25 protein-coding genes are annotated in these 22,985 nt (G+C 71.4%); 7 read left to right on the top strand and 18 right to left on the bottom strand.

The window, feature by feature from the left end; all coding sequences use genetic code 11:
- The first annotated feature begins 25 nt into the window (after positions 1 to 25).
- Complete coding sequence (locus ABIA36_RS10485) at positions 26 to 1,168, top strand: MalY/PatB family protein (protein ID WP_369962304.1); 1,143 nt, start codon at positions 26 to 28, stop codon at positions 1,166 to 1,168.
- 3 nt (positions 1,169 to 1,171) lie between these two features.
- On the opposite strand, the gene ABIA36_RS10480 is transcribed toward ABIA36_RS10485, so the two are convergent.
- From ABIA36_RS10480 to groES, 4 genes are all read right to left on the bottom strand, one after another.
- Entirely contained in the window at positions 1,172 to 1,561 is a 390-nt protein-coding gene (locus tag ABIA36_RS10480) for a tautomerase family protein (protein ID WP_369962303.1), read from the bottom strand.
- A gap of 332 nt (positions 1,562 to 1,893) precedes the next feature.
- The gene (gene guaB, locus ABIA36_RS10475) at positions 1,894 to 3,396 is read right to left on the bottom strand and encodes an IMP dehydrogenase (RefSeq protein ID WP_369962302.1); all 1,503 of its coding nucleotides are present in this window, start codon (positions 3,394 to 3,396) and stop codon (positions 1,894 to 1,896) included.
- A 76-nt stretch (positions 3,397 to 3,472) separates the two neighbouring features.
- Complete coding sequence (gene rarD / locus ABIA36_RS10470) at positions 3,473 to 4,408, bottom strand: EamA family transporter RarD (RefSeq protein ID WP_369962301.1); 936 nt, start codon at positions 4,406 to 4,408, stop codon at positions 3,473 to 3,475.
- Positions 4,409 to 4,543: 135 nt separating this feature from the next.
- The gene (groES, locus tag ABIA36_RS10465) at positions 4,544 to 4,840 is read right to left on the bottom strand and encodes a co-chaperone GroES (protein WP_055894868.1); all 297 of its coding nucleotides are present in this window, start codon (positions 4,838 to 4,840) and stop codon (positions 4,544 to 4,546) included.
- 152 nt (positions 4,841 to 4,992) lie between these two features.
- Here groES and ABIA36_RS10460 point away from each other — a divergent pair, with 152 nt between their 5' ends.
- Positions 4,993 to 6,180 carry an SAM-dependent methyltransferase gene (locus tag ABIA36_RS10460; protein WP_369962300.1) on the top strand — a complete coding sequence of 396 codons (1,188 nt, stop codon included), beginning with the start codon at positions 4,993 to 4,995 and terminating at the stop codon, positions 6,178 to 6,180.
- A gap of 63 nt (positions 6,181 to 6,243) precedes the next feature.
- Here ABIA36_RS10460 and ABIA36_RS10455 read toward each other — a convergent pair whose 3' ends face one another.
- The 4 genes from ABIA36_RS10455 to tsaB form a co-directional block, all read right to left on the bottom strand.
- A complete protein-coding gene (locus ABIA36_RS10455; RefSeq protein WP_369962299.1) occupies positions 6,244 to 6,906 on the bottom strand; it encodes a DUF4190 domain-containing protein in 663 nt (220 codons plus the stop codon).
- Between the two features lie 102 nt (positions 6,907 to 7,008).
- On the bottom strand, positions 7,009 to 8,103 hold the full coding sequence (gene tsaD, locus ABIA36_RS10450; protein WP_369962298.1) for a tRNA (adenosine(37)-N6)-threonylcarbamoyltransferase complex transferase subunit TsaD: 1,095 nt from the start codon (positions 8,101 to 8,103) through the stop codon (positions 7,009 to 7,011).
- Positions 8,100 to 8,534, bottom strand: a complete 435-nt coding sequence (gene rimI / locus ABIA36_RS10445) for a ribosomal protein S18-alanine N-acetyltransferase (RefSeq protein ID WP_369963734.1) — start codon at positions 8,532 to 8,534, stop codon at positions 8,100 to 8,102. Before rimI ends, tsaD begins: the two co-directional genes overlap by 4 nt.
- Before the next feature lie 65 nt (positions 8,535 to 8,599).
- Complete coding sequence (tsaB, locus tag ABIA36_RS10440; RefSeq protein ID WP_369962297.1) at positions 8,600 to 9,220, bottom strand: tRNA (adenosine(37)-N6)-threonylcarbamoyltransferase complex dimerization subunit type 1 TsaB; 621 nt, start codon at positions 9,218 to 9,220, stop codon at positions 8,600 to 8,602.
- Between the two features lie 69 nt (positions 9,221 to 9,289).
- Here tsaB and ABIA36_RS10435 point away from each other — a divergent pair, with 69 nt between their 5' ends.
- Together ABIA36_RS10435 and ABIA36_RS10430 are read left to right on the top strand one after the other, a co-directional pair.
- Positions 9,290 to 10,543, top strand: coding sequence for an ROK family protein (locus tag ABIA36_RS10435; protein WP_369962296.1), 1,254 nt, complete (start codon positions 9,290 to 9,292; stop codon positions 10,541 to 10,543).
- A 98-nt stretch (positions 10,544 to 10,641) separates the two neighbouring features.
- The gene (locus tag ABIA36_RS10430; protein WP_369962295.1) at positions 10,642 to 12,135 is read left to right on the top strand and encodes a carboxylesterase/lipase family protein; all 1,494 of its coding nucleotides are present in this window, start codon (positions 10,642 to 10,644) and stop codon (positions 12,133 to 12,135) included.
- A gap of 83 nt (positions 12,136 to 12,218) precedes the next feature.
- Here ABIA36_RS10430 and tsaE read toward each other — a convergent pair whose 3' ends face one another.
- The 4 genes from tsaE to glmS are packed head-to-tail and all read right to left on the bottom strand — an operon-like array spanning position 12,219 to position 16,059.
- Positions 12,219 to 12,686, bottom strand: a complete 468-nt coding sequence (gene tsaE, locus ABIA36_RS10425) for a tRNA (adenosine(37)-N6)-threonylcarbamoyltransferase complex ATPase subunit type 1 TsaE (protein WP_369963733.1) — start codon at positions 12,684 to 12,686, stop codon at positions 12,219 to 12,221.
- 44 nt (positions 12,687 to 12,730) lie between these two features.
- A complete protein-coding gene (gene alr / locus ABIA36_RS10420) occupies positions 12,731 to 13,849 on the bottom strand; it encodes an alanine racemase (protein ID WP_369962294.1) in 1,119 nt (372 codons plus the stop codon).
- Complete coding sequence (locus ABIA36_RS10415; protein WP_369962293.1) at positions 13,846 to 14,202, bottom strand: holo-ACP synthase; 357 nt, start codon at positions 14,200 to 14,202, stop codon at positions 13,846 to 13,848. Before ABIA36_RS10415 ends, alr begins: the two co-directional genes overlap by 4 nt.
- A 6-nt stretch (positions 14,203 to 14,208) precedes the next feature.
- A complete protein-coding gene (gene glmS / locus ABIA36_RS10410; RefSeq protein WP_369962292.1) occupies positions 14,209 to 16,059 on the bottom strand; it encodes a glutamine--fructose-6-phosphate transaminase (isomerizing) in 1,851 nt (616 codons plus the stop codon).
- A 41-nt stretch (positions 16,060 to 16,100) separates the two neighbouring features.
- Between glmS and coaA the strand changes: the two genes are divergently transcribed.
- The 3 genes from coaA (at position 16,101) to ABIA36_RS10395 (ending at position 17,881) form a co-directional block, all read left to right on the top strand.
- Entirely contained in the window at positions 16,101 to 17,069 is a 969-nt protein-coding gene (coaA, locus tag ABIA36_RS10405; protein ID WP_369962291.1) for a type I pantothenate kinase, read from the top strand.
- Between the two features lie 97 nt (positions 17,070 to 17,166).
- On the top strand, positions 17,167 to 17,475 hold the full coding sequence (locus tag ABIA36_RS10400; protein ID WP_369962290.1) for a helix-turn-helix domain-containing protein: 309 nt from the start codon (positions 17,167 to 17,169) through the stop codon (positions 17,473 to 17,475).
- A gap of 82 nt (positions 17,476 to 17,557) precedes the next feature.
- The gene (locus tag ABIA36_RS10395; RefSeq protein WP_369962289.1) at positions 17,558 to 17,881 is read left to right on the top strand and encodes a helix-turn-helix domain-containing protein; all 324 of its coding nucleotides are present in this window, start codon (positions 17,558 to 17,560) and stop codon (positions 17,879 to 17,881) included.
- Positions 17,882 to 17,967: 86 nt separating this feature from the next.
- Here the strand turns inward: ABIA36_RS10395 and glmM are convergent, their stop codons facing one another.
- From glmM to ABIA36_RS10365, 6 genes are all read right to left on the bottom strand, one after another.
- On the bottom strand, positions 17,968 to 19,329 hold the full coding sequence (gene glmM, locus ABIA36_RS10390; RefSeq protein WP_369962288.1) for a phosphoglucosamine mutase: 1,362 nt from the start codon (positions 19,327 to 19,329) through the stop codon (positions 17,968 to 17,970).
- 27 nt (positions 19,330 to 19,356) lie between these two features.
- The gene (rpsI, locus tag ABIA36_RS10385) at positions 19,357 to 19,854 is read right to left on the bottom strand and encodes a 30S ribosomal protein S9 (protein ID WP_369962287.1); all 498 of its coding nucleotides are present in this window, start codon (positions 19,852 to 19,854) and stop codon (positions 19,357 to 19,359) included.
- 49 nt (positions 19,855 to 19,903) lie between these two features.
- Positions 19,904 to 20,350, bottom strand: a complete 447-nt coding sequence (gene rplM / locus ABIA36_RS10380) for a 50S ribosomal protein L13 (protein WP_369962286.1) — start codon at positions 20,348 to 20,350, stop codon at positions 19,904 to 19,906.
- A 230-nt stretch (positions 20,351 to 20,580) separates the two neighbouring features.
- On the bottom strand, positions 20,581 to 20,937 hold the full coding sequence (locus tag ABIA36_RS10375) for a hypothetical protein (protein ID WP_369962285.1): 357 nt from the start codon (positions 20,935 to 20,937) through the stop codon (positions 20,581 to 20,583).
- Positions 20,938 to 21,013: 76 nt separating this feature from the next.
- Positions 21,014 to 21,880 (bottom strand): tRNA pseudouridine(38-40) synthase TruA, encoded by an 867-nt coding sequence (locus ABIA36_RS10370; protein ID WP_369962284.1) that lies wholly within the window; start codon positions 21,878 to 21,880, stop codon positions 21,014 to 21,016.
- Between the two features lie 22 nt (positions 21,881 to 21,902).
- On the bottom strand, positions 21,903 to 22,943 hold the full coding sequence (locus tag ABIA36_RS10365) for a GNAT family N-acetyltransferase (RefSeq protein WP_369962283.1): 1,041 nt from the start codon (positions 22,941 to 22,943) through the stop codon (positions 21,903 to 21,905).
- Positions 22,944 to 22,985: the final 42 nt, after the last annotated feature.

The following is a 22,985-nucleotide window of genomic DNA, read 5'->3' as shown; positions in this document are numbered from 1 at the left end:
GGCGCGGCACTGGCAGAGTAGGCAGGTGACCGTCGACGCCGAGCCCCTCGCCCGCCTCCGCCAGCGCACGAGCGAGAAGTGGTCGCTGTATCCGGACGACGTGCTCCCGCTGTTCGTGGCCGAGACGGACTACCCGCTGGCCCCGCCGATCGCCGCCGCGCTGCACGCCGCGATCGATCGGAACGACACCGGCTACATCGGCGAGGACGACCGCGCGAAGACCGCCTTCGCCCGCTTCGCGCACGACACCTGGGGCTGGGAGGTCGACCCGGGGTCCGTCCTGACGACGACCGATGTCAGCGTCGTCATCGTGGAGGCGCTGCGCATGCTGATCGCGCCCGGCGACCGGGTGGTCATCACCCCGCCCGTCTACCCGCCGTTCTACGAGTTCATCCCGGAGGCGGGCGGCGTGGTCGAGGAGGTCCCGCTGCTGGACGACGGCACGAGCTGGTCCCTCGACCTGGACGGCCTGGAGCGCGCCTTCGCCGGCGGCGCCCGCGCGTTCCTGCTCTGCCACCCCCACAACCCGCTCGGCCTCGTGCACCCGCGGCCCGTGCTGGAGGCGGTGGCCGTGCTGGCCGCCCGCTACGACGTCGCCGTGGTGAGCGACGAGATCCACGCGCCGCTGACCCACTCGGACGAGACCTTCACGCCGTTCCTCTCGGTGTCTTCCTCGGCGCGTCAGGTCGGCGTGGCCGCCCACTCAGCGAGTAAGGCGTGGAACCTGGCCGGAGTGAAGTGCGCGCTGATGGTCGCCGCGTCGCCGGTGCGCTCCGCTCAGCTCCACGCCCTCCCGGTGGAAGTGGAGGTGCGGACGAGCCTGCTCGGCCGGATCGCGACGGAGGCGGCGTTCGACGACAGCAGGGAATGGTTGGCGGGGACGCTGGAATCGATCGAGGCGAACCGGGTCTTGTTCGGGCAGCTGCTGGCCACCCACCTTCCCGAAGCGGGCTATCGCGAGCCGCACGCCGGCTACCTCGCCTGGGTCGACTTCCGCGGCCTCGGCTGGGGCGATGAGCCGGCGGCGCGCATCCTCTCGGAGGCGCGGGTGGCGCTGGTGCGCGGGCTCGACTTCGGGCGGGAGGGGGCCGGGTTCGCGCGGGTGAACCTGGCGTGCTCGCCGGAGGTGCTGACGGAGGCGGTGGAGCGGATCGCGCGGCTGCGCTGACGGTCAGACCTCGACGGTGTACCCCAGGGCGAGGTCGGCGCCGTTGACGCCGCGGATGCCCCAGTTGACCTTGGGAGTCTCGAAGAAGGTGACCTCGACGCTGTGCGGGGCGATGCCGGTGGCCGCCTCGATCCGGCCGAACAGCTCTGCGATCAGCGCGCGCTTGGAATCCACCGTCCGCCCTTCGAACAGGGACACCTCGACGATCGTGTAGTCGTCGCCACGGTCGGGCGGATAGACGAAGTCGGCGGGGTCCAGACCGATGAAGCGGTGGAACCGCTTCTCGGGCGGATAGGCGAGCGCCGCCATCACCGCCCCGTGGATCGCGTCGGACAGCGCCTCTCGGTGCCGGTCGATCGTGGCGCGACAGGCGAAGACGGTTACTTGGGCCATGTGTTCCTCACTCCCGACTCCCTGCCTCGCAGTACTTGGTCATCTTCCGGGACAAATCGCACTCGTCAGCGGTGATCAGCGCTCCCACGGCGCGTACTCTGCGCGGAACTCACCCCTGAACTCGCTCACCGCACGCGCCCCACGGTCGCCCCAACCTCATCCACGTAGACAAAGTCACCCAGCTTAGGGGAAACCCACCGCCCACCCAACGCTGCCGCCGTCGAGCCGCCAACGGAGGACATCCAAGCCGCACGCACCCCGAAAAGCAGACAACGGAGGAGATCCGGACCCGCAGGGGGGTGGATCTCGTCCGTTGTCGGAAGAGGGGTGCGTCAGCGGCGGTAGTTGGGCGCCTCGACGACCATCTGGATGTCGTGCGGGTGCGACTCCTTGAGGCCGGCCGCGGTGATCCGGACGAACCGGCCGCGCTCCTTCAGCTCCGGGATGGTGCGCGCACCGACGTAGAACATCGACTGGCGGAGGCCGCCGACGAGCTGGTAGGCCACCGCGGACAGCGGGCCGCGGTACGGCACCTGGCCCTCGATGCCTTCGGCGATGAGCTGCTCGTCGCTGGGGACGTCCGCCTGGAAGTAGCGGTCCCGCGAGTACGAGGTCTTCTTGCCGCGGGTCTGCAGGGCGCCGAGGGAGCCCATGCCGCGGTAGTTCTTGAACTGCTTGCCGTTGACGAACACGAGGTCGCCGGGCGACTCGGCCGTGCCGGCCAGGAGCGAGCCGAGCATCACGCTCTCCGCTCCCGCGACCAGCGCCTTGGCGATGTCACCGGAGTACTGGAGGCCGCCGTCCGCGATGAGCGGGACGTCCGCCGCGCGGGCGGCGAGCGAGGCCTCGTACACCGCGGTCACCTGCGGCACGCCGACGCCGGCGACGACGCGGGTGGTGCAGATGGAGCCCGGGCCGACGCCGACCTTGATGGCGTCGGCGCCCGCGTCGATGAGCGCCTGCGCGCCGGAGCGGGTCGCGACGTTGCCGCCGATGACGTCGACGTGCGAGGCGCGCGGCTCGTGCTTGAGGCGGTGGATGATGTCGAGCACGCCGGCGGAGTCGCCGTTGGCGGTGTCCACCACGATGACGTCCACCCCGGCGTCGACCAGGGTCATCGCGCGGTCCCAGGCGTCGCCGAAGAAGCCGATCGCGGCGCCGACGCGCAGGCGGCCCTCGTCGTCCTTGGTGGCGTTCGGGTACTTCTCGCTCTTGTCGAAGTCCTTGACGGTGATGAGCCCGCGCAGGCGCCCGTCCGCGTCCACGAGCGGGAGCTTCTCGATCTTGTGCTCGGCGAAGATCGCGACCGCGGAGTCGGGGTCGATGCCGACCGGGGCGGTGATGAGCGGCATGCGGGTCATGACGTCGCGCACCAGGGTGGTGGAGCGCTCGAACGGGGAGACGAAGCGCATGTCGCGGTTGGTGATGATGCCGACGAGCTTGCCGTCGCCCTCCACGACCGGAAGGCCGGAGACGCGGAACTGCCCGCAGAGGAGGTCGACCTCCTCGACGGTGGCGTCCGGCGTGGTGGTCACCGGGTTGGTGATCATGCCCGACTCGGACCGCTTCACCTTGTCGACGTTGGTCGCCTGGTCCTCGATGGAGAGGTTGCGGTGGATGATGCCGATACCGCCGTGACGGGCCATGGCGACGGCCATGCGCGACTCGGTCACGGTGTCCATGGCGCTGGACAGGAGCGGGGTCGCCATGCTGATCCGCTTGGTCAGGCGAGTCGAGGTGTCCGCCTCACTCGGGATGACGTCGGTGTGCCCGGGAAGGAGCATGACGTCGTCGTAGGTCAAACCGATGAATCCGAACGGATCCGCCTGGTCCATTTCACCCCTATCAAGGTCGCGCGAGTGGTTGATGTCCAATGCTAACGGCTCAACCTGGGCGGATATTCCGGCCCCCTTACTCCACCGTTGCGAGATCCAGCTCCGCCTGCTTCTTTCCCTGTCGGGCCGCCACGATCATGTCGACGCTGAGGATGGCGAGCGCCAGCCAGACGATCGCGAAGCCGACCCAGCGCTCCGGCGGCATCGCCTCGTGCAGCAGCGCGACGCCGACCAGGAACTGGATGAACGGAGCGAAGTACTGGATGAAGCCCATGTAGACCAGGGGCAAGCGGCGGGAGGCCGCGGCGAAGAACAGCAGGGGCACCGCCGTGATGACGCCCGCGCCGATCATGGCGACGGTGTGCCAGGGGCTCACCGTGCCGATCGTGAGGCCGACGGTGAGGCTCACGACGACGAGCTGCACGGTCGCGACCGGGGTCAGCCACATCGTCTCCAGGGTCAGCCCCGAGACGGCGTCGACCCGACCGCCGACGCGCTTCTTGATGAGGCCGTAGAAGCCGAACGAGAACGCGAGGATGAGCGCGATCCACGGGACCTGCCCGTAGCCGATCGCGAGCACGACGACGGCGACGATGCTGACGCCGACCGCGACCCACTGGGCGATGCGGAGGCGCTCGCGCTGGACGAGGACGCCGAGGAAGACGGTCACGATCGGGTTGATGAAGTAGCCGAGGGCGGCCTCCACCACGTGGCCGCTGACCGTGGCCAGCACGTAGGTCTGCCAGTTGACGTAGATCAGCGCGCCGGCGAGGCCCATCGTGAACAGGACCCTGCGGTCTTTCAGCAGGGCGCCGAACGTGCGCCACGCACGCGTGACGGTGAGCGCGATCGCGCAGAACACCAGCGAGAACAGCACGCGCCAGGCGACGATCTCCCAGGCGCTGGCCGGCGCGAGCGCCAGGAAGTAGATGGGGAGGATGCCCCAGAGGACGTAGGCGCTGACCGCGTAGGTGAGACCGGACCTGCGGTGTTCGGAGAGGGGCTGCGGCACTCCCACGACACTACTCCGAACCGGCGACACGGACGGACGCGGAGGCGAGCGCGACGGCGGCCGCGCTCGCCGGCCCGCAGGGACGACGAAGGCCCGGGCGCAGCAGCGCCCGGGCCCCGGTCGAAAGAAGGTGCGTCAGCGGACGACGACCGCGAGGACGTCGCGAGCCGAGAGGACCAGGTAGTCCTCGCCGCCGAACTTGACCTCGGTGCCGCCGTACTTGGAGTAGATCACCTTGTCGCCGACGGCGACGTCGAGCGGCACGCGGTTGCCGTTGTCGTCGATGCGGCCCGGTCCGACGGCGACGACCTCGCCCTCCTGGGGCTTCTCCTTGGCGGTGTCGGGGATGACCAGACCGGAAGCAGTGGTCTGCTCAGCCTCGACCTGCTTGATGACGATGCGATCTTCGAGCGGCTTGATGGAGACCGACACGGTTGACCTCTTTCTTTGGTGAACTCAGTCTTTGCGAACTCAATGCGTCTGCGCGGCTTGCGTTAGCAAACTCGCACGGAGAGTGCTAACACGAGTCTAGGGGGTGCGTTAGCAGTCCCGCAACGTGAGTGCCAGAAGGTACCGTGGTGCACATGGACCGGTCCGAACTCGTCGAGCTGCTGAGCCCCGAAGGGCTGCGCCTGCTCGACTCGCTGCCCCCGTACCGGTCCGAGAAGGACGTGCTCGCGATGGTCACGGACCTCCGCAAGCAGGGCCACTCGCCCGGGCTGGTCGCGGCGGTCCTGACGCAGGCGAAGCTGCGCAAGAAGGCGGTCGGCAAGTTCGGCGAGTTCGCCTCCCGGATGCTGTTCACCGAGGCGGGACTGGAGCAGGCGACGCGGCTGTCGGTGGCGGCGCGGCATGCTGCCCGGTTCCGGGCGGCGGGGCTCACCCGCATCGCGGACCTCGGCTGCGGCATCGGCGGCGACGCGCTCGCCCTCGCGGCCCTCGACCTGGAGGTCACGGCGGTGGACGCCGATGAGGTCACTGCTGCCATCGCCGCCTTCAACCTCGCGCCGTTCCCCTCCGCGACCGTCGAGCACCGCCGTGCGGAGGACGTGAGCCTGCGCGCCATCGACGGCGTCTTCCTCGACCCGGCCCGGCGCACGGCCGGGCACACGGACACCGACCGGCTGACCGATCCCGACGACTACACGCCGTCGCTCGGCTTCGCCTACGAGCTGGCGACCGGCCGCTCGGTGGGGCTGAAGCTCGGTCCCGGCTTCGATCGGGACCTCATCCCGTCGACCGCGGAAGCCCAGTGGGTGTCCGCGGACGGGCAGGTCGTCGAGCTCGGGCTGTGGTTCGGCGCGCTCGCCCGGTCGGGCATCCGGCGCGCCGCCCTGGTGCTGCGCGGCGACGAGGCGAACGAACTCACCTCCGAGACGGACAGCGAGGACGCCGAGACCGGCGAGCTCGGCGAGTACCTCTACGAGCCGGACGGCGCTGTCATCCGAGCGCGCCTGATCGGGGACCTCGCCCGGCGGCTCGACGGGCGGATGCTCGGCGACGGGATCGCCTACATCACCGCGGACCAGCCGGTGTCGACGCCGTTCGCCGCAGGCTTCCGCATCCTCGAGACCTTGCCGTTCGCAGAGAAGGACCTCAAGAAGGCGTTGCGGGCGCGCGGGATTGGCACGCTGGAGATCAAGAAGCGCGGCGTGGACGTCGACCCCGCCGCACTCCGGACACGCCTCAAGCTCTCGGGCGACCGGCCGGCGACACTGATCCTCACCCGGGTCGCGGGGCGTCACACCGCCTTGCTCGCCGAGCGCGTCTGACCGGCTCGGATCGTCTGGGCGCCGCGGATCGTCCGACCGCTCCGGCTCAGTGCCCGGCGCCGGTCAGTACCGGTAGGTGTTCGACAGGTTGGCCAGGATGATGCCCCACACGATCCAGAAGACGATCGCGATGACGATCGCGACGAATCCCAGGATGATGCCGGTGAGCCAGAAGCCCCTGGCCTGCGGCTCCTTGGTGCGGCCGATGAAGCCGAGGACGATCGCGGCCACGGCGAACAGCGCGCCGATCCCGAACGCGAAGTTCAGGATGATGCCGGCGATGCCGCCGACGAGCGACAGGATGCTGAGGATGGGCGATTTGGTGGCGGGACCCGTGGCGTAGGGCTGGGCATAGCCGGGCGCGGGCTGACCGTACGCCGGCTGACCGTAACCGGGTTGACCGGGCTGCTGGCCGTAGGGCTGCTGGCCGTACGGCTGCTGCGGCTGCCCGTACGGCTGCTGCGGCTGACCATACGGCTGCTGCGGCTGCCCGTACGGCTGCTGCGGCTGGCCATACGGCTGCTGCGGCTGCCCGTACGGCTGCTGCGGCGCGCCGTACCCGGGGGCGGCCGGCTGCGCGGGAGGGGCGACCGGGGGCGTCGGCGGGACGCCGTCGGGCGCCGTCGCGGGCGGGATGTCGGAGGACGGAGGAACCGGCTGGCCCGGCGTGCTGCCGTCCATCCCTTCGGGCTCCGGTGCGCCGGATGGGGTGGTCGGATCGGACATGCTGCCCCTCTCCCTCTCTGGTGAATTCCTGAGAATTGTCCGTACTGAATCCATGGTCTCAGCGGGGGATCGGCGTGTCAACGCATGCATTTCTCCGCCGGATCAGGCCTCCGCGACCTGGATGTCCGTGACCGGCAGCGTGGAGTCCGCACCGAAGTCCAGCCGGCTCGGCGCGTGGCCGGCCAGGATGAGCTGCGCGCCGAGCGCCGCGATCATCGCCCCGTTGTCCGTGCAGAGCGAGAGCGCCGGGATGCGCAGGGCCACGCCGGCCTCCGCCGCGCGCTGCACGGCGAGCTGGCGCACACGCGCGTTCGCGACCACGCCGCCGCCGAGCAGCAGGCGCGGCACGTCGTGGTCGAGGCACGCGGCGATCGCCTTGGTGATCAGCACGTCCGCCACGGCCTCCCGGAAGGAGGCGGCGACGTCCGCGATCGGCACCTCCTCGCCGGCGTCCTGGCGCTGCTCCACCCAGCGCGCGACCGCGGTCTTCAGCCCAGAGAAGGAGAAGTCGTAGCGGTGCCGCTCCAGGTCTTTCGGCTTGGTCAGCCCGCGCGGGAACCGGATGGCGCGCGGGTCGCCGTCCGCGCCGACGCGGTCGATCTGCGGGCCGCCCGGGTACGGGAGGCCGAGAACGCGGGCCACCTTGTCGAACGCCTCGCCCGCGGCGTCGTCGATCGTCTCGCCCAGCAGCTCCACGTCGGAGACCAGGTCGCGCACGAGCAGCAGCGAGGTGTGGCCGCCGGACACCAGCAGCGCGACGGTCGGCACCTCGACGGGATGACCGGGGCCTCCGGCCGCGTCCAGGACGTCCGCGCCGACGTGCCCGACCAGGTGGTTGACGGCGTACAGCGGCTTGCCGAGCGAGAGCGCGAGCGCCTTCGCGGCGCCCACACCGACCATGAGCGCGCCCGACAGGCCGGGACCGCTCGTCACCGCGATGGCGTCGATGTCCGCGAGCTCGATCCCCGCGTCCGCGACGGCGGTGCGGAGGGTCGGGGTGAGCGCCTCCAGGTGGGCGCGCGCCGCGACCTCCGGGACGACGCCGCCGTACCGGGCGTGCTCCTCCATCGAGGAGGCGATCGTGTTGGAGAGCAGGGTCGTGCCGCGCACGATGCCGACGCCGGTCTCGTCGCAGGAGGTCTCGATGCCGAGCACGAGCGGCCCGTCGCCGTGCGATCCGTGCTGAGCGTCGTTCATGCGATCGTGGTCTCCGGGGTCGGGACGGTCAGACGCATGACGATCGCATCCACCCCGTCGGGCTGGTAGTAGCGCGGGCGCACGCCGATCTCCTCGAAGCCGAGCGTGCGGTACAGGGTCTGGGCGCCGGGGTTGTCGGCGCGCACCTCGAGGAACACCTCGCGGGCGCCGCGGTTGCGCGCCTCGCCGATCAGGGCGAGCATGAGCACGCGCCCGAGACCGTGGCGGCGGGCGCGTGGCGCGACGGCGATGGTCTGGATGTCGCCCTCGCCCGCGCCGCGCGGGGCGAGCAGGCCGGCGTACCCGTCGATGCGGTCCGGGTCGTCGAGACCGACGGCGACCAGGTAGTACCCGTGCGCTCCGGTCACCTCGGAGCGCATCGACTGCTCCGACCAGGCGTCCGTGACGAACGTCGCGCGCTCCAGCAGCATGATCGCGTCGACGTCCGCCTCGGTGGCGCGACGGAGCTGCCACGACGGAGCGGCGGTCGGCTCGCTCACGCGCTCACCCGCTTCGGGCCGGCGGAGAGCGTGACATCCGGCGAGCGCAGGTACAGCGGCTCGTCACGGTCGAAGGGGAGGCCGGCGGCGAAGCGCAGCTCGGCGATCATCCCGAGCAGTCCCGCGGAGACGGTCGCGGCCTCCTCGCGCGGCAGGTCGGGGTGCGGCAGCGCGTCCGGCTTGTCGAGGCCCGGGCCGTCGAGACGGACGGGGAGGCCGTGCTCGTCCACACCCGAGTACGCCGTCCAGTAGCGCTCGCGGCGGCGCGCGTCCGTTACTACCAAAAGCGGCCCGGTGTGCCCGGCCAGGTAGCGTTCGTACGCCACCGCGTCATGGCTGACGACGGGGACGAGCGGGCGCCCGGCGCCGAACGCGAAGGCGGTCGCGGCGGCGATACCGACCCGCAGCCCGGTGAAGGGGCCCGGGCCCATCCCGGCGACGACGCCCGAGAGCTCGCCGACGAGTGTGCCGGAGGCGTCGAGCGCCGTGGCGATGAGGTCGCCGATCACCTCCGCGTGCCGCATGGTGTCCGGCTCCGTCACTTCGGCGAGGATTCCGCCGTCACGGTCGACCACGGCGACACTCGTGCCCGCGGAGGTGTCGATGGCGAGGAGCATGCCTCCAGCCTAGGCGGGATGCGCGCCCGCTGCGGAGTCGGCCGGCCTCCCGTGTGCGAAGCTGTCGGCATGGCGTCCTCCCCGTCCGGCTCCCTCGCCTCGGTCGACGTGCGCCGCCACAACCTGGCGCTTGTCGCGCACCGGCTCGCGCAGCAGGGGCCGCTGTCGCGCAGCCAGCTCGCGGAGGCCACGGGGCTCGCCCGCGGCTCGGTGACGGCGCTCGTCGCCGCCCTGGTGGAGGCCGGGGTCGTCCGCGAGTCACAGGAGCCCGAGACCGCGCCGCGCGGGTCGGCCTCCCGTGGCCGGCCGCTCACGCTGCTGCGGCTGGCGGCCGACGACGTCGCCCTCCTCGTCCTCCAGCTCGACGCCGACCAGGCGACGGCTGTGCTCACGGCGCTGGACGGCCACGTGTTGTTCCGGGTCGCCGAGCACCACGGCCGGCCGATGGGCGACCCCGGGCGCGTGCTCGACGTGCTCGCCCGCGTGCTGTCCCGCACCCTCGACGCCGCCGCAGGACTCGGCAGGCGTGTGGTCGACCTGACCGTCGTGGTGTTCGCGCCGATCGGCGGCACGCCTCCCGTGGTCGTGGCCGACACCGACTTCGAGTGGGGCGTGGTGGATGTGCTCGGCGAACTCCGGAAGCGTGTCCAGGGGCTGCCTCCCGCCACGCTGGCGAGCGACGGCACCGTCGCCGCGCTGGCCGAGCTCGCGGAGTTGGAGGCCGTCGGCGCGGGCGTTCGCGACATGGTCTACGCCAAGAGCAACTCGGGCATCGGCGGCGCGGTGGTCGTGGACGGCGCCGTCGTCGCGGGCGCGCACGGCTTCGCGGGCGCGTTCGGCCACATCTCGGTGGACCCGCACGGTGCGCGCTGCCTGTGCGGCCAGCGCGGCTGCCTGGTCACGGTCGCCGGCCCGGACATCGTGCTGGCCGAGGCCGGCCTGGCGACGGAGGTCGCCGAGCGCGGGTTGACGGAGGCGCTGCGCGAGCTGGTCGCCCGCATCCGGGCGGGCGAGACTCGCGCGAGCGCCGCGTGGCAGGCCGCGTTGCCGTGGATCGCGCACGCCCTCCGCATCGTGACGATGACCGTCGACCCGGAGGTGGTCGTGCTGGGCGGGTACTGGGCCGAGCTGGCGGAGCCGATCGCGGACGCGTTCGCTCAGAACGGCCCCGCGGTGGCCGCGACCGCGACACCGGTCGCCGTGGTCCCGGGGCGACTGGGCGACGATGCCGCCCTGGTCGGCGCTGCGCGGGTCGCCCGCGACGCCCTCCTCGACGACCCGCTCGCAGTGAAGACAACCGGGCAGCCTGCCCCCGTCATTTGATTCGAGGCTTGAATTAATGGGCGGAATGCGCAATGCTTACGCGGGTAACCATTCTCTCGCCTTCCCCACGGCACCCGTCCGCTGACAAGGAGAACCCCGTGACAGACAGCACCATCGACCGACCCGAGGTCGCCACGACGGCAGGTCGTGTGCGCGGCCGGTGGCGCGACGACTCGGCCGCCTTCCTCGGCATCCCGTTCGCCGAGCCGCCCGTCGGCGCCCTCCGCTTCGCCGCGCCCGCCCCGCACCGCCCGTGGGAGGGCGTGCTCGACGCGGGCGAGCACGGCGCGACCCCGCAGCGCAAGGCGCTCGCGGAGATCACGCTCATCCCCGAGCCGTCGTACCCGGGCGAGTCGACGCTCAATGTCGACGTCTTCACCCCGCGACCCGGCGACACCGACGCGAAGCTGCCCGTGCTGGTCTACATCCACGGCGGCGGCTATGTCGCCGGCTCGCCGGCCAGCCCGTGGTACGACGGCGCCCCCTTCAACCGCGCCGGGATCGTGACGGTCAACGTCTCGTACCGCCTCGGCTTCGACGGCTTCGGCTGGATCGAGGACGCCCCGGCGAACCGCGCCGTGCTCGACTGGATCCTGGCGCTGGAGTGGGTGCGCGACAACATCGCGGCGTTCGGCGGCGACCCGGCACAGGTCACGATCGCGGGCCAGTCGGCCGGCGGCGGCGCGGTGCTCACCCTCCTGACAGTTCCGCGCGCGGCGAGCCTGTTCCAGCGCGTCTACTCCATTTCGGGCACCACGGGGAGCGTGACTCTGGCGGACGCCGAGCGTTACGGTCGCGCTCTGGCCGCCGCAGCGGGAGTCGAGCCGACGCGCGCCGGACTGTCCACGCTGACCGAGGAGCGCATCCTGGCGCTGCAGGGCGAGCACGACGCGGTCACCTCCCCCGAGGCGCCGGCGGACCCGCTGGCCCCGCTGCGCGCGCTGGCCTCCGGGTCGGCACTGCGCTGGGCCCCGGTCGTGGACGGCGACCTCGTGCCCGCGCCCATCGGCGAGGCTGTCGCGGACGGCGTCGGAGCCGACAAGGCGCTGGTGCTCGGCGCGACCGACAACGAGTTCAACATGGCCGTGGCCGACCTCCGCGAGACGCTGGCGCACGCCGACGCGGCCGGGCTGCTGAGAGCGGTCGGCGTCCCGGAGGAGGTCGCAGACGCCTACGCCGCCGCCCACGCCGACCTCGACACCGCCGGGACGCTCGGGCAGTTCGTCACGGACGCGATGTTCCGCGCGCCCGCGCGGGCGATCGCGGAATCCCGTGCCGCAGCCGACGCCCCCGCCTGGCTCTACCGGTTCGCGTGGACCTCGCCTACGTTCGGCGCGGCCGTCCACTGCCTCGACGTGCCGTTCTTCTTCGACTGCCTCGACAGTGAGCGGGTGGGCTACATCGCGGGCGAGCAGCCGCCGGCCTCCCTCGCCGCCGACGTGCACGCCGCCGCGGTGCGGTTCGTCCTGACCGGCGACCCGGGCTGGCCCGCGTACGCGCTGCCCGAGCGCGACGTGCAGGTGTTCGACCTCCCGACCCGCGTCGTGGCCGACGGCGTGGCCGACGTCGGCGCGCTCCAGCACACGCGCTGACCGCCGCCGCAGAGGGGTCGCAACACGCCGTTATCCAGCAGCGGTAGCGGCGTGTCGCGACCCCGCTTCCGGGTGGAGGAGGGTCAGGCGGCCCAGCGCGGGCCGAAGCCGGTCACGGTGAGGGTGCGGGGCTCGTCGGCGTCCAGGTCCGCATCTCCCGGGTCGACCCCGCCGAGGTCGCCGTCCGCGGCATCGGCGGCGCCGGTAGGCCGCACGATGTCGACCTCCAGCCAGGACTCCGCGACGCCGTCGAGCATCCCGCTGCCCCACTCGACGACGACGACCGAGCGGGCGAAGTCGATGTCGAGGTCGTCCAGCTCCACCGCGCTGCCGAGCCGGTAGGCGTCCACGTGCACGAGGGGCGCGCCGTCCACGAGGCTCGGGTGCGTGCGCGCCAGCACGAAGGTCGGGCTCGTGACCGGACCGCGCACGCCGAGGCCCTCGCCGATCCCGCGGGTGAGGGTCGTCTTGCCTGCGCCGAGCGGTCCGGTCAGCACCACGAGGTCGCCGGCGACCAGCATCCCGGCCAGTTCCCGGCCGAGCGCATGCATATCGTCGGCGGTGCCGACCGTGCGCTCGCTGAGGACGCGGCCGCTCACGCCGCTCCCCCGCGGTAGGTGCGCCGCAGCCGGCCGCCGAGTCGTGTGACGATCTCGTAGTTGATCGTGTCCGCGGCCTCCGCCCAGTCGTCCGCGCCCGGCACACCGGTGGCGGGATCGCCGAACAGGACGACCTCGTCGCCGACCGCGACCTCGGCGTCGCCCACGTCCACCACGAACTGGTCCATCGCGACCCGGCCGGAGACCCGGTACCGCTTGCCGGCGATGGACACCGGGCCTCGGCCTGACGCGTGCCGCGGGATGCCCTCCGCGTACCCGAGCGGGACGAGCGCGAGCGTGGTCTCGGCCTCCGTGCGATACGTGTAGTCGTAGGAGACGCCCGTGCCCGCGGCCACGCGCCGCACCGCCGCGACCCGGCCGCGCAGCGTCATCGCCGGGCGGAGTCCCAGCTCTGCCGCCGACGCGGCGCCGAACGGGCTGAGCCCGTAGACGGCCAGCCCGAACCGCACCAGGTTGAACCGCGACTCGGGGAGGCTGAGCGCGGCAGCGCTGGCGGCGATGTGCCGCAGCTCGGGACGCAGGCCCGCGGCCTCCGCCCGCTCGACACCCCAGGCGAACCGGGCGATCGCCGCCCGGTCGTCCTCGGCCGACGCGTTCGACAGGTGGCTGAACAGGCCGCGCACCACGAGCACGCCCGACCGCTCGAGCTCGGACGCCCGCGCGACGACGGCCTCCCACTCAGAGGCGGGGATGCCGTTGCGGCTGAGCCCGGTCTCCAGCTTGAGCTGCACGAACGCGGGGCGGTCGGCCGTGCCTGCGGCGGCCGCGGCCTCGAGTTGCGCGCGCGACGAGATGCCGACGTCGAGCCCGGCCGCGACGGCGGCAGCGAAGTCCTCGTCCGGGTCGTGCAGCCAGGCGAGCACCGGGGCGTCGATCCCCGCCTCCCGCAGCGCGAGCCCCTCCGAGACGTCCGCGACGCCGAGCCAGTCCGCCCCGCCGGCGAGCGCCGCGCGGGCGCACTCGATCGCGCCGTGCCCGTACGCGTTCGCCTTCACCACGGCCATCACGTGCTCGGTGCCGACGACCTCGCGCAGCCGTGCGACGTTCGCGCTCACCGCGTCCAGGTCGACGACGGCCTCACGGAAGCCGCTCACGCGTCGCGCTCCAGCACCACGAACGCCGAGGCGATCCCGGCGTCGTGCGACATCGACACGTGGATGTGCGCGATGCCGCGCTCGGCGACCTGACGTCCGACCACGTTGTGCAGCACGAAACCCGGGTTCCTCTCTTCGTCGGGCACGATCTCCATGTCGTGCCAGCGCACGCCCTCCGAACCGCCCAGCGCTTTGATCAGCGCCTCCTTGGCGGCGAAGCGTGCGGCGAGGGAGTGCACCCCCAGCCCACGTTCGGCCTCCGTGAAGAGGCGCTCGCGCAGCTTCGGGGTGCGCTCCAGCGATCGAGCGAAGCGCGCCAGATCGACGACGTCGATCCCGATGCCGGCGATCACGGCGACCTACTCCACGGTGACGGACTTGGCCAGGTTGCGCGGCTGGTCCACGTCCAGGCCCTTGGCCGCGGACAGCTCCATGGCGAAGATCTGCAGCGGCACCACCGACAGCAGCGGCTCGAACAGCGGCGCGGCCAGCGGGATGCGGATGACCTCGTCGGCGAACGGCAGCACGGCGGCGTCCCCGGCCTCGGCGATCGCGATCACGCGGGCGCCGCGGGCGCGGATCTCCTGGATGTTGGAGACGACCTTCTTGTGCAGCTCGTCCGACCAGCGAGGGCTGGGCACCACGACGAACACGGGCTGGCCGGGCTCGATGAGCGCGATCGGGCCGTGCTTGAGCTCGCCGGCGGCGAAGCCCTCGGCGTGGATGTACGCGAGCTCCTTGAGCTTGAGCGCACCCTCCAGCGCGATCGGGTAGCCGACGTGACGGCCGAGGAAGAGCACCGAGCGGGTGTCCGACATCCAGTGCGCGAGCTGGGCGATCGAGTCGTGCGCCTCGAGCACGGTGGCGATCTTCTCCGGCACGGCCAGGAGTTCGGCGACGGCGTCGCGCTGCTGCGCGGCGGACAGCGTGCCGCGCACCCGGCCGAGGTGCAGGCCGAAGAGATAGAGCGCGGTGATCTGGGCGACGAACGCCTTGGTCGACGCGACGGCGACCTCCGGGCCGGCGTGCGTGTACAGCGCGGCGTCCGACTCGCGGGGGATGGTGGCGCCCTGGGTGTTGCAGACCGAGATGGCCTTCGCTCCGGCCTCGCGGGCGTACTTGACCGCCATTAGCGTGTCCATCGTCTCGCCGGACTGGCTGATCGAGATGACCAGCGTGCCGTCGGTGATGACCGGCTCGCGGTAGCGGAACTCGTGGCTGAGCTCGACCGTGACCGGGACGCGCGCCCACTTCTCGATGGCGTAGCTGCCGACCAGGCCGGCGTACGCGGCGGTGCCGCAGGCGACGATGGTGATGCGGTCGATGCCCTCCAGGAAGGCGTCGCCCACCGCGTCCAGCTCGGGGATGTGCACGGCGTCGTCGACGATGCGGCCGCGCACCGTGTTCGCGACGGCGTCCGGCTCCTCGGAGATCTCCTTGGCCATGAACGACGACCAGCCGCCCTTCTCGGCGGCGGAGGCGTCCCAGGCGACCTCGAACGGCTCCACCTCGACCGGCGCGCCGGCGAAGTCGGTGACGGTGACGGAGTCGGGGGTGATCGTGACGATCTGGTCCTGGCCGATCGCGAGCGCACGACGGGTGTGCTCGACGAATGCGGCGACATCGGAGCCGAGGAAGTTCTCGCCCTCGCCGAGGCCGATCACCAGCGGGGAGTTGCGGCGGGCGCCGACGACGACGTGCGGCTGGTCCTGGTGCAGGGCGAGCAGCGTGAACGCGCCCTCCAGGCGGGAGACGACGCGCTGGAACGCCTCGCTCAGGTCGCCGGTGGCGCGGTACTCGCGGCCGAGCAGCACGGCAGCGACCTCGGTGTCGGTCTCGGACTCGAAGGCGAAACCGTCGGCGAGCAGCTCGTCCTTGAGGGTCGCGAAGTTCTCGATGATGCCGTTGTGGATGACGGCGAGGCGGCCGTCGTCGCCCAGGTGCGGGTGCGCGTTGCGATCGGTCGGGCCGCCGTGCGTCGCCCAGCGCGTGTGGCCGATGCCGGTGCCGCCGTTGGGAATCGGGTTGGCCTTCAGGTCGCCGGCGAGCACGGACAGCTTGCCCGCCTTCTTGGCCGTCCCGAGGCGGCCATCAGCGTCGATGACAGCGACGCCGGCCGAGTCGTAGCCGCGATACTCGAGGCGCTTCAGGCCGCCGAGCAGCACCTCCAGGCTCTTGTCGGCACCGACGTACCCCACGATTCCACACATGCACCCGAGTCTATCCTGGGCGCACCTTAGACTTGTCGCCTATGGCTGAGAACGGCGCCGCTCGCGGCGGATCCACGGCGAACGGTGAGTCCAGCACCCCCTTCGTGGAGCTGAGCCGTTCGGACTGGGCCGAGCTGGCGCAGAACACTCCGCTGCCGCTGAAGGAGACCGAGGTGGTCCAACTGCGCGGCCTCGGCGACCCGCTGGACCTGCGGGAGGTCGAGGAGGTCTACCTCCCGCTCAGCCGGCTGCTCAACCTGTACGTCGGCGGCACCAAGCAGCTCCACCGGGTCACCAGCGACTTCCTCGGCGAGCGCGCCCAGCCGACCCCGTTCGTGATCGGCGTCGCGGGCTCCGTGGCCGTCGGCAAGTCGAGCATCGCGCGCCTGCTGCGCGAACTGCTCTCCCGCTGGGACGACACTCCGCGCGTCGAGCTGGTGACCACCGACGGCTTCCTGCTGCCGAACGCCGAGCTGGAGCGGCGCGGCCTGATGGAGCGCAAGGGCTTCCCCGAGTCGTACGACCGCCGTGCGCTGCTGCGCTTCGTCACGGCGGTCAAGAGCGGCGCGCCCGAGGTGCGTGCGCCGTTCTACTCGCACCTCAGCTACGACATCGTGCCGGACGCGGAGATCGTGGTGCGCCGGCCGGACGTGCTCATCGTGGAGGGGCTGAACGTGCTGCAGCCCGCGGGAGGCGGCAACCGGCTCGCGGTGAGCGACCTCTTCGACTTCAGCGTCTACGTGGACGCCCGCACGCGCGACATCGCGCACTGGTACGAGGAGCGTTTCCTCAAACTTCAGCGCGGGGCGTTCGCCAACCCCAAGTCGTACTTCCACCGCTACTCCCAGCTCACCGAGGAGCAGGCCAGGGCGCGCGCCGCGTCGATCTGGACGGCGATCAACGAGCCCAACCTCATCCAGAACATCCGGCCGACCCGGTCGCGGGCGAAGCTCGTGCTGCGCAAGGAGGCCGACCACACGGTCAGCTCGGTGCTGCTCCGCAAGCTCTGAGCGGGGTCCGGACGCATCACGCCCCCAGGAGGCGAGCACAGACGACGCGTGCTCGAAGACTCTGGCCCGCCCCTCCGGCATCCCGTAGGCATGAGGCATGGCTTCACCTCGATCGCACGCCGCCCTCCTCTTCGGCCAGCGGGTGCGCCTGGCCCGGACGGCGCTGGGCGTCAGTCAGGAGGAGATCGCCCAGCTCGCGGACATGCACGTGACCAACTACGGGCGCGTGGAGCGGGGTGAGGCCAACTCGGAGCTCCACACCATCGTCCGCCTCGCGACGGCGCTCGGCGTCGATCCCGGGGAGCTGCTGGCGGGGCTCTCCGGCGACGGGATGCTCCCCGATCGCGAGCACGCCTATACCGTCGCCGACTTCATCGCGGCGAAGCGTGGGCAGGAAGCGACCTGATTGAGGTATATATGCACTATGGATAAGTGCGTATAGCGTTCATCCTCTGGGAAAAGACCACGCAGGAAAACAGAGTAGACGCATGCCGTCCCCGCGCTTTGAAGCAGCCCGTATCCTTGGCGGCCGTCTTCGGAAGCGCCGCATGGAGCTGGGCCTCTCCCAGTACGAGGTGGCCAACCTCAGCCAGGTCGACGTCGCCAACTACGGCAAAGTCGAGCGCGGCGCCGGCAACCCGACGCTGTTGACACTGTTGCAGCTCGCCGTCACGCTCGAGACCGAGCCCGGCGCACTGCTCGAGGGCCTCGCGGAGGTCACCCTCCTGCCGGAGCGCACGCGGCCGTTCTCGGTGTCCGACTTCGTCCGCGAGCAGAACGCGCGCCTCGACCGCGAAGCCGCCGAGGACTGACCCGCGGGAGGCTCAGGCCTCCCGCGGCAGCCGGACGTTCAGACGCCCCGAGGCTCAGACGCCCCGAAGCTCAGACGCCCCGAGGCTCAGACACTCAGCCGCTCCCGCACGACATCGGCCAGCTCGTTGGCGAGCCGCTCGGCCGTGTGCTGGTCGGCGGCCTCCACCATGACGCGCACCAGCGGCTCGGTCCCGGACGGGCGCAGCAGCACCCGGCCGGTGTCGCCCAGCGCCGCCTCGGCGGTCTGGACGGCGAGCTTGAGCGGCTCGTCGGTGTGGACGGCATGGTGGTCCACGCCCTTCACGTTGATCATCACCTGCGGGTAGACGGTCATCACCTTGGCCAGCTCGGACAACGGCTTGCGCTGGCGCGCCATCTCGCTGAGCAGGTGCAGGCCGGTGAGGATGCCGTCGCCGGTGGTCGCGAACTCGCGCATGATGACGTGACCCGACTGCTCGCCGCCGAGGGCGTAGTCGTTCTGGTTCATCTCTTCGAGCACGTAGCGGTCACCGACCGCTGTCTCCACGATCCGGATGCCGTGCTCGCGCATGGCGATCTTGAGGCCGAGGTTGCTCATCACGGTGGCGACGAGCGTGTCGTCGGTGAGCTTGCCGCGCTCCTTCATGCCGACCGCGAGGATCGCCATGATCTGGTCGCCGTCGACGACGTTGCCGTCGGCGTCGATCGCGAGGCAGCGGTCGGCGTCGCCGTCGTGGGCGATGCCCACGTCAGCGCCGGCCGCCAGGACGGCCTTCGCCAGGTTGTCGAGGTGCGTCGATCCCACGCCGTCGTTGATGTTCATGCCGTCGGGCGCGTCGCCGATGACGGTGACGCGGGCTCCCGCGTCGGTGAACACCTCGGGTGAGATGCCGGCCGCCGCGCCGTGGGCGCAGTCGAGCACCACGTGGATGCCGTCGAGCCGGTGCGGCAGGCTCGCCAGCAGGTGGACCACATAGCGGTCCTCCGCGTCCGCGAACCGGCGGATGCGGCCGACGTCCGCGCCGGTCGGAGTCAGCTTCTCCATGTCGAGGTGCTGCTCGATGCGGTCCTCGACGATGTCGGGGAGCTTGGTGCCGCCGCGGGCGAAGATCTTGATCCCGTTGTCGGGGGCGGGGTTGTGCGACGCCGAGACCATCACGCCGAAGTCGGCGTCGAAGTCGGCGATCAGGAAGGCCGCAGCCGGCGTCGGGATGACACCGGCGTCGTACACGTCGACACCGGAGCTGGCGAGCCCGGCGGCCACGGCCGCTGAAATGAATTCGCCGGAGACGCGGGGGTCACGGGCGACGATCGCCTTCGGGCGCTTGCCCGCGGCACGCCGCGCCTCCGCGCTGCGGCCTTGCGTCAGGACAGCAGCAGCTGCCTGAGCAAGGCCGAGCGCGAGGTCGGCGGTGAGACTACCGTTCGCGAGTCCGCGAACTCCGTCGGTTCCGAAGAGGCGTGGCATGGACCGAAGCCTAAGCGCTCTCGACGCTTAGCGCTTGGAGAACTGCGAAGCCTTACGGGCCTTCTTGAGACCGGCCTTCTTGCGCTCGGTGACGCGGGCGTCGCGGGTGAGGAAGCCGGCCTTCTTGAGCGTCGGACGGTTGTTCTCGCGGTCGATCTCGTTCAGCGCGCGGGCGATGGCGAGGCGCAGGGCGCCGGCCTGACCCGACGGGCCGCCGCCGGTGATGCGGGCGACGACGTCGTACGAGCCGAGGAGGTCGAGGACCTTGAACGGGTCGGTGATGAGCTGCTGGTGCAGCTTGTTCGGGAAGTAGTCCGCGAATTCACGCCCGTTGACCGTGATGGTGCCGGAGCCGGGGACCAGGCGCGCACGCGCGATGGCCTCCTTGCGGCGGCCGACGGCTGCGCCGGGCACGGAGAGGACGGGACGGGGCGCGGCCGGGGCCGCGCTCTCGGGGGTCTCGGTCGAGTAGGACTCGACGTTCTCGGCCTGGGCCGAGTCGATGCTGTCTGCGATCTTCGCCACGGTGGTGATAATCCTTTGTCTTTAAGTCAGTCGTGAAGGTCTGGATCGCTTACTGGGCGACCTGGCCGAGCGTGTACTGCTTCGGCTGCTGGGCGGCGTGCGGGTGCTCGCTTCCGGTGTAGACCTTCAGCTTGCGGAGCTGGGCGCGGCCCAGGGAGGTCTTCGGCAGCATGCCGCGGACGGCCTTCTCGACGGCGCGGACCGGGTTCTTCTCGAGGAGTTCCGAGTAGGTGGTGGCCTTGAGGCCGCCCGGGTAACCGGAGTGGCGGTAGGCCTTCTTCTGCGCCGCCTTCTGGCCGGTGAGGGCCACCTTGTCGGCGTTCACGATGATGACGAAGTCGCCCAGGTCCATGTGGGGGGCGAAGGTCGCCTTGTGCTTGCCGCGCAGGAGCGCGGCGGTGTGGCTGGCGAGACGGCCGAGCACGACGTCGGTCGCGTCGATGACGACCCAGTCGCGCTGGATCTCGTCTGCCTTCGGGGAGTAAGTGCGCGTCACAGTAGTGGCTGCTTTCTGTATCGAACGGAGGAGTTCGTGAATCCCACTCCGATGGGGGTTGCCGTCTCGATGAGACGGGAACCGAAGCCGGTGGAGGGCTCACGTTCGTGTGTCGCACCGCAGTGAGGCGCGGACACCAAGGTTCAATACTACGCGACACGCCCGGAGGGGGTCAAACCGAGGCGTGGAGGCTGCCCGCCGGCCTCCGACGGGCAGCCCGAGCGCTACCTCTACTTGAGGAGCGCGATGGAGTTGATCGGGGTCAAGTTGATGTCGGCGTAGTGGCCGGCGCCGACGCCCGTCGACGGCGTAACCCCGTTGTAGCCCAAGTAGAGGCGAAGCATCGCCCCGCCCGTCTGGTTGTTGAACACGCGGTGCATGCCGAGCTGGTTCGAGAGGTTGTACGTGCCGTACTTGTAGTACGTGTGCGAGGGCTTGTCCCCGTTCCAGCCCGCGCCGGGGTAGATGCAGACGTAGCCGGACGCACAGCCGTGGCTGGTGGCGGCACTGGCGGGGGTGGCGATACCGAGGGCCCCCACCACCGCAGCGGTGACGGACAGCGCGGCCAGGGCGAACTTTCTCTTCATGATCATTCCTTTCGGCCCGGGCGCCGATGCTCGGACCCTTTCAGGAATATCAGTCTGGCATGTAATCCGCAAGACCTCAGAGCGATCGCATCCCGCGCGTCTGCTCGGCCCGCAGCGCGAGCTCCGCGTCGTCCGGGTAGCCGACCTCCATCAGCGTCAGCCCGCGCGCCGGCATCACCTTGAAGGCGCTGGTGCGGACCCGCTCGTCGCGGAGCTCCACGAGGTCTCCCGGCGTCAGCGAGCCCTCCCCCACCTCCACGCACGCGCCCACCAGCGCGCGGACCATGCTGTGGCAGAACGCGTCGGCGACGACCTCCCCCACCAGCACGCCGTCGTCGTCGCGCCGCCAGGAGAAGTCGAGCAGCGTGCGGATGGTGGTGGCGCCGTCGCGCGCCTTGCAGTAGCTGGCGAAGTCGTGGAGGCCGAGCAATCCGTGTGCGCCGAGGTCCATCGCGTCGGCGTCGAGGTCCGCCGAGACCCAGGCCGTGCGGTGCCGCTGCAGGGGGTCGCGCAGCGCCAGGCGATCGGCCACCCGGTACTCATAGCGCCGCCAGACCGCGGAGAATCGTGCATCGAAGCCGGGCGGCGCCTCGCTCGCGCGCAGCACGACCACGTCGGCGACCGGGCCGAGCACGCCGTTCAGCCGCCGGGCCAGCGCCTCGTCCGCCGACAGCGCCGGCCGCTTGCCGTGCGGCTTCCGCAGCACCGCGACCTGCTCGGGCGAGAGGTCGACGTGCGCGACCTGCCCGCGCGCGTGGACGCCGGCGTCGGTGCGTCCGGCCACGGTCAGCAGCGGCGGGTCGCCCGCGCGCCGGAAAATCGTGGCGAGCGCACCCTCCAGCTCGCCCTGGACGGTCCGGAGGTCGGGCTGGCGCCCCCAGCCGCTGAAGTCGGTGCCCTGGTAGGCGATGTCGAGCCGGAATCGCGTCGCCTGGTCGGTCATCCCTCGATTCTAGAGAAAGGTGTCAGTACTCCCGGACGAGCGCGGTCTCGCCGAACGTCGTGACGAAACCCATCCCCGTGTAGAGGGTGTCGGCGCCGGTCGGACTCGCGGCGTCCACATCGAGGACGGCCTTCTGCCAGCCGCGACGCCGGCTCTCGGCGAGCACCGCGCCCAGCAGTGCGGGCGCGATCCGGCGTCCCCGGTGCGCGCGGGTGACCGCGACGGTCGAGATGTACGGCCCGGTGAAGCCCTGGCCGGCCCAGTCGTCCTCGTTCACGTCGCAGAGGACGACGCCGGCGACCCCATCGGCCGCCAGCGCGACGAACGACACGTCGGGAGCGAAGGTGCCCCCGATCAGGGACTCCCATTGCTCGTCGCTCAGCGGCTGGCTGCCCCAGTGGTCGGCGAAGGCCTCGTCGCGCGCCGCGTGCACCGCGTCGGCGAGGTCGCTCGTGTACGGCACGATCCGCACGTCCTCCGTCGGTGTCACCTCGGGGATCGGTTGCGCCAGGTCGCGCTCCATCGTGTGGAACCAGCGGACCGCGGCGAAGCCCGCCGAGGTCAGCAGTCGCTCGCGATCCGGCGCGCGGCGGTCGGCGTAGCCCACCAGCCAGCCCGGCAGCGTCGTGTCGAGCGCGGCCAGTTTCTGCTCGCCGCGCGCCCGCTGCCAGGCGAGCAGCTCGCGGCCGATGCCCTTCCCGCGATGCGCCGGGTGCACGGTGCCATTCATGAACTCGCGCACCAGGCTGACCTGCCGCGGCGGCTCCAGGACCGAGCCGACCGCCAGGACCGCGCCGTCGTGACCGACCGCGAGGAGCGTGTCGCGCTCCCGGTCGAGGAAGGTGAAGGCGAGCTCGTGCTCCAGCTCCTCCCGCGTGGTCAGGTAGTTCGGGTGGTCGGCGGCGTCGCTCGCCCGCAGCACCGCGAGCACCGCGTCGGTGTCGGCCTCCGCGATCGGACGCCACTCGGCGACGAGGGGATGCCGCGGCACGTACGTCGGCGGCGCCTCCACACGCTCGCTCAGCGGTCGGAGGTCCTCGTCGATCGTCTCTGTCCCCGGCATCCCGCCAGCCTAGCGACGACGCAGCCTCACGACGACGCGCCC

This window comes from Leifsonia sp. EB34, from assembly GCF_041260585.1.
In the GTDB taxonomy this organism is placed as follows: domain Bacteria; phylum Actinomycetota; class Actinomycetes; order Actinomycetales; family Microbacteriaceae; genus Leifsonia.
Note: the sequence above shows the minus strand (reverse complement) of the source record. Positions and strands in the feature narration are given on the sequence as shown.

Coding starts and splice junctions, on each gene's coding strand:
- ABIA36_RS10370 (WP_369962284.1), bottom strand. CDS start 21,880: ATGACCGACCAGGCGACGCGATTCCGGCTCGACATCGCCTACCAGGGC.
- ABIA36_RS10400 (WP_369962290.1), top strand. CDS start 17,167: ATGGCTTCACCTCGATCGCACGCCGCCCTCCTCTTCGGCCAGCGGGTG.
- tsaB (WP_369962297.1), bottom strand. CDS start 9,220: ATGCTCCTCGCCATCGACACCTCCGCGGGCACGAGTGTCGCCGTGGTC.
- coaA (WP_369962291.1), top strand. CDS start 16,101: ATGGCTGAGAACGGCGCCGCTCGCGGCGGATCCACGGCGAACGGTGAG.
- guaB (WP_369962302.1), bottom strand. CDS start 3,396: ATGGACCAGGCGGATCCGTTCGGATTCATCGGTTTGACCTACGACGAC.
- ABIA36_RS10435 (WP_369962296.1), top strand. CDS start 9,290: ATGGCGTCCTCCCCGTCCGGCTCCCTCGCCTCGGTCGACGTGCGCCGC.
- glmM (WP_369962288.1), bottom strand. CDS start 19,329: ATGCCACGCCTCTTCGGAACCGACGGAGTTCGCGGACTCGCGAACGGT.
- ABIA36_RS10460 (WP_369962300.1), top strand. CDS start 4,993: ATGGACCGGTCCGAACTCGTCGAGCTGCTGAGCCCCGAAGGGCTGCGC.
- ABIA36_RS10480 (WP_369962303.1), bottom strand. CDS start 1,561: ATGGCCCAAGTAACCGTCTTCGCCTGTCGCGCCACGATCGACCGGCAC.
- ABIA36_RS10365 (WP_369962283.1), bottom strand. CDS start 22,943: ATGCCGGGGACAGAGACGATCGACGAGGACCTCCGACCGCTGAGCGAG.
- tsaD (WP_369962298.1), bottom strand. CDS start 8,103: ATGAACGACGCTCAGCACGGATCGCACGGCGACGGGCCGCTCGTGCTC.
- tsaE (WP_369963733.1), bottom strand. CDS start 12,686: ATGCATGCGCTCGGCCGGGAACTGGCCGGGATGCTGGTCGCCGGCGAC.
- ABIA36_RS10455 (WP_369962299.1), bottom strand. CDS start 6,906: ATGTCCGATCCGACCACCCCATCCGGCGCACCGGAGCCCGAAGGGATG.
- ABIA36_RS10395 (WP_369962289.1), top strand. CDS start 17,558: ATGCCGTCCCCGCGCTTTGAAGCAGCCCGTATCCTTGGCGGCCGTCTT.
- rimI (WP_369963734.1), bottom strand. CDS start 8,534: ATGCTGCTGGAGCGCGCGACGTTCGTCACGGACGCCTGGTCGGAGCAG.
- glmS (WP_369962292.1), bottom strand. CDS start 16,059: ATGTGTGGAATCGTGGGGTACGTCGGTGCCGACAAGAGCCTGGAGGTG.
- ABIA36_RS10375 (WP_369962285.1), bottom strand. CDS start 20,937: ATGAAGAGAAAGTTCGCCCTGGCCGCGCTGTCCGTCACCGCTGCGGTG.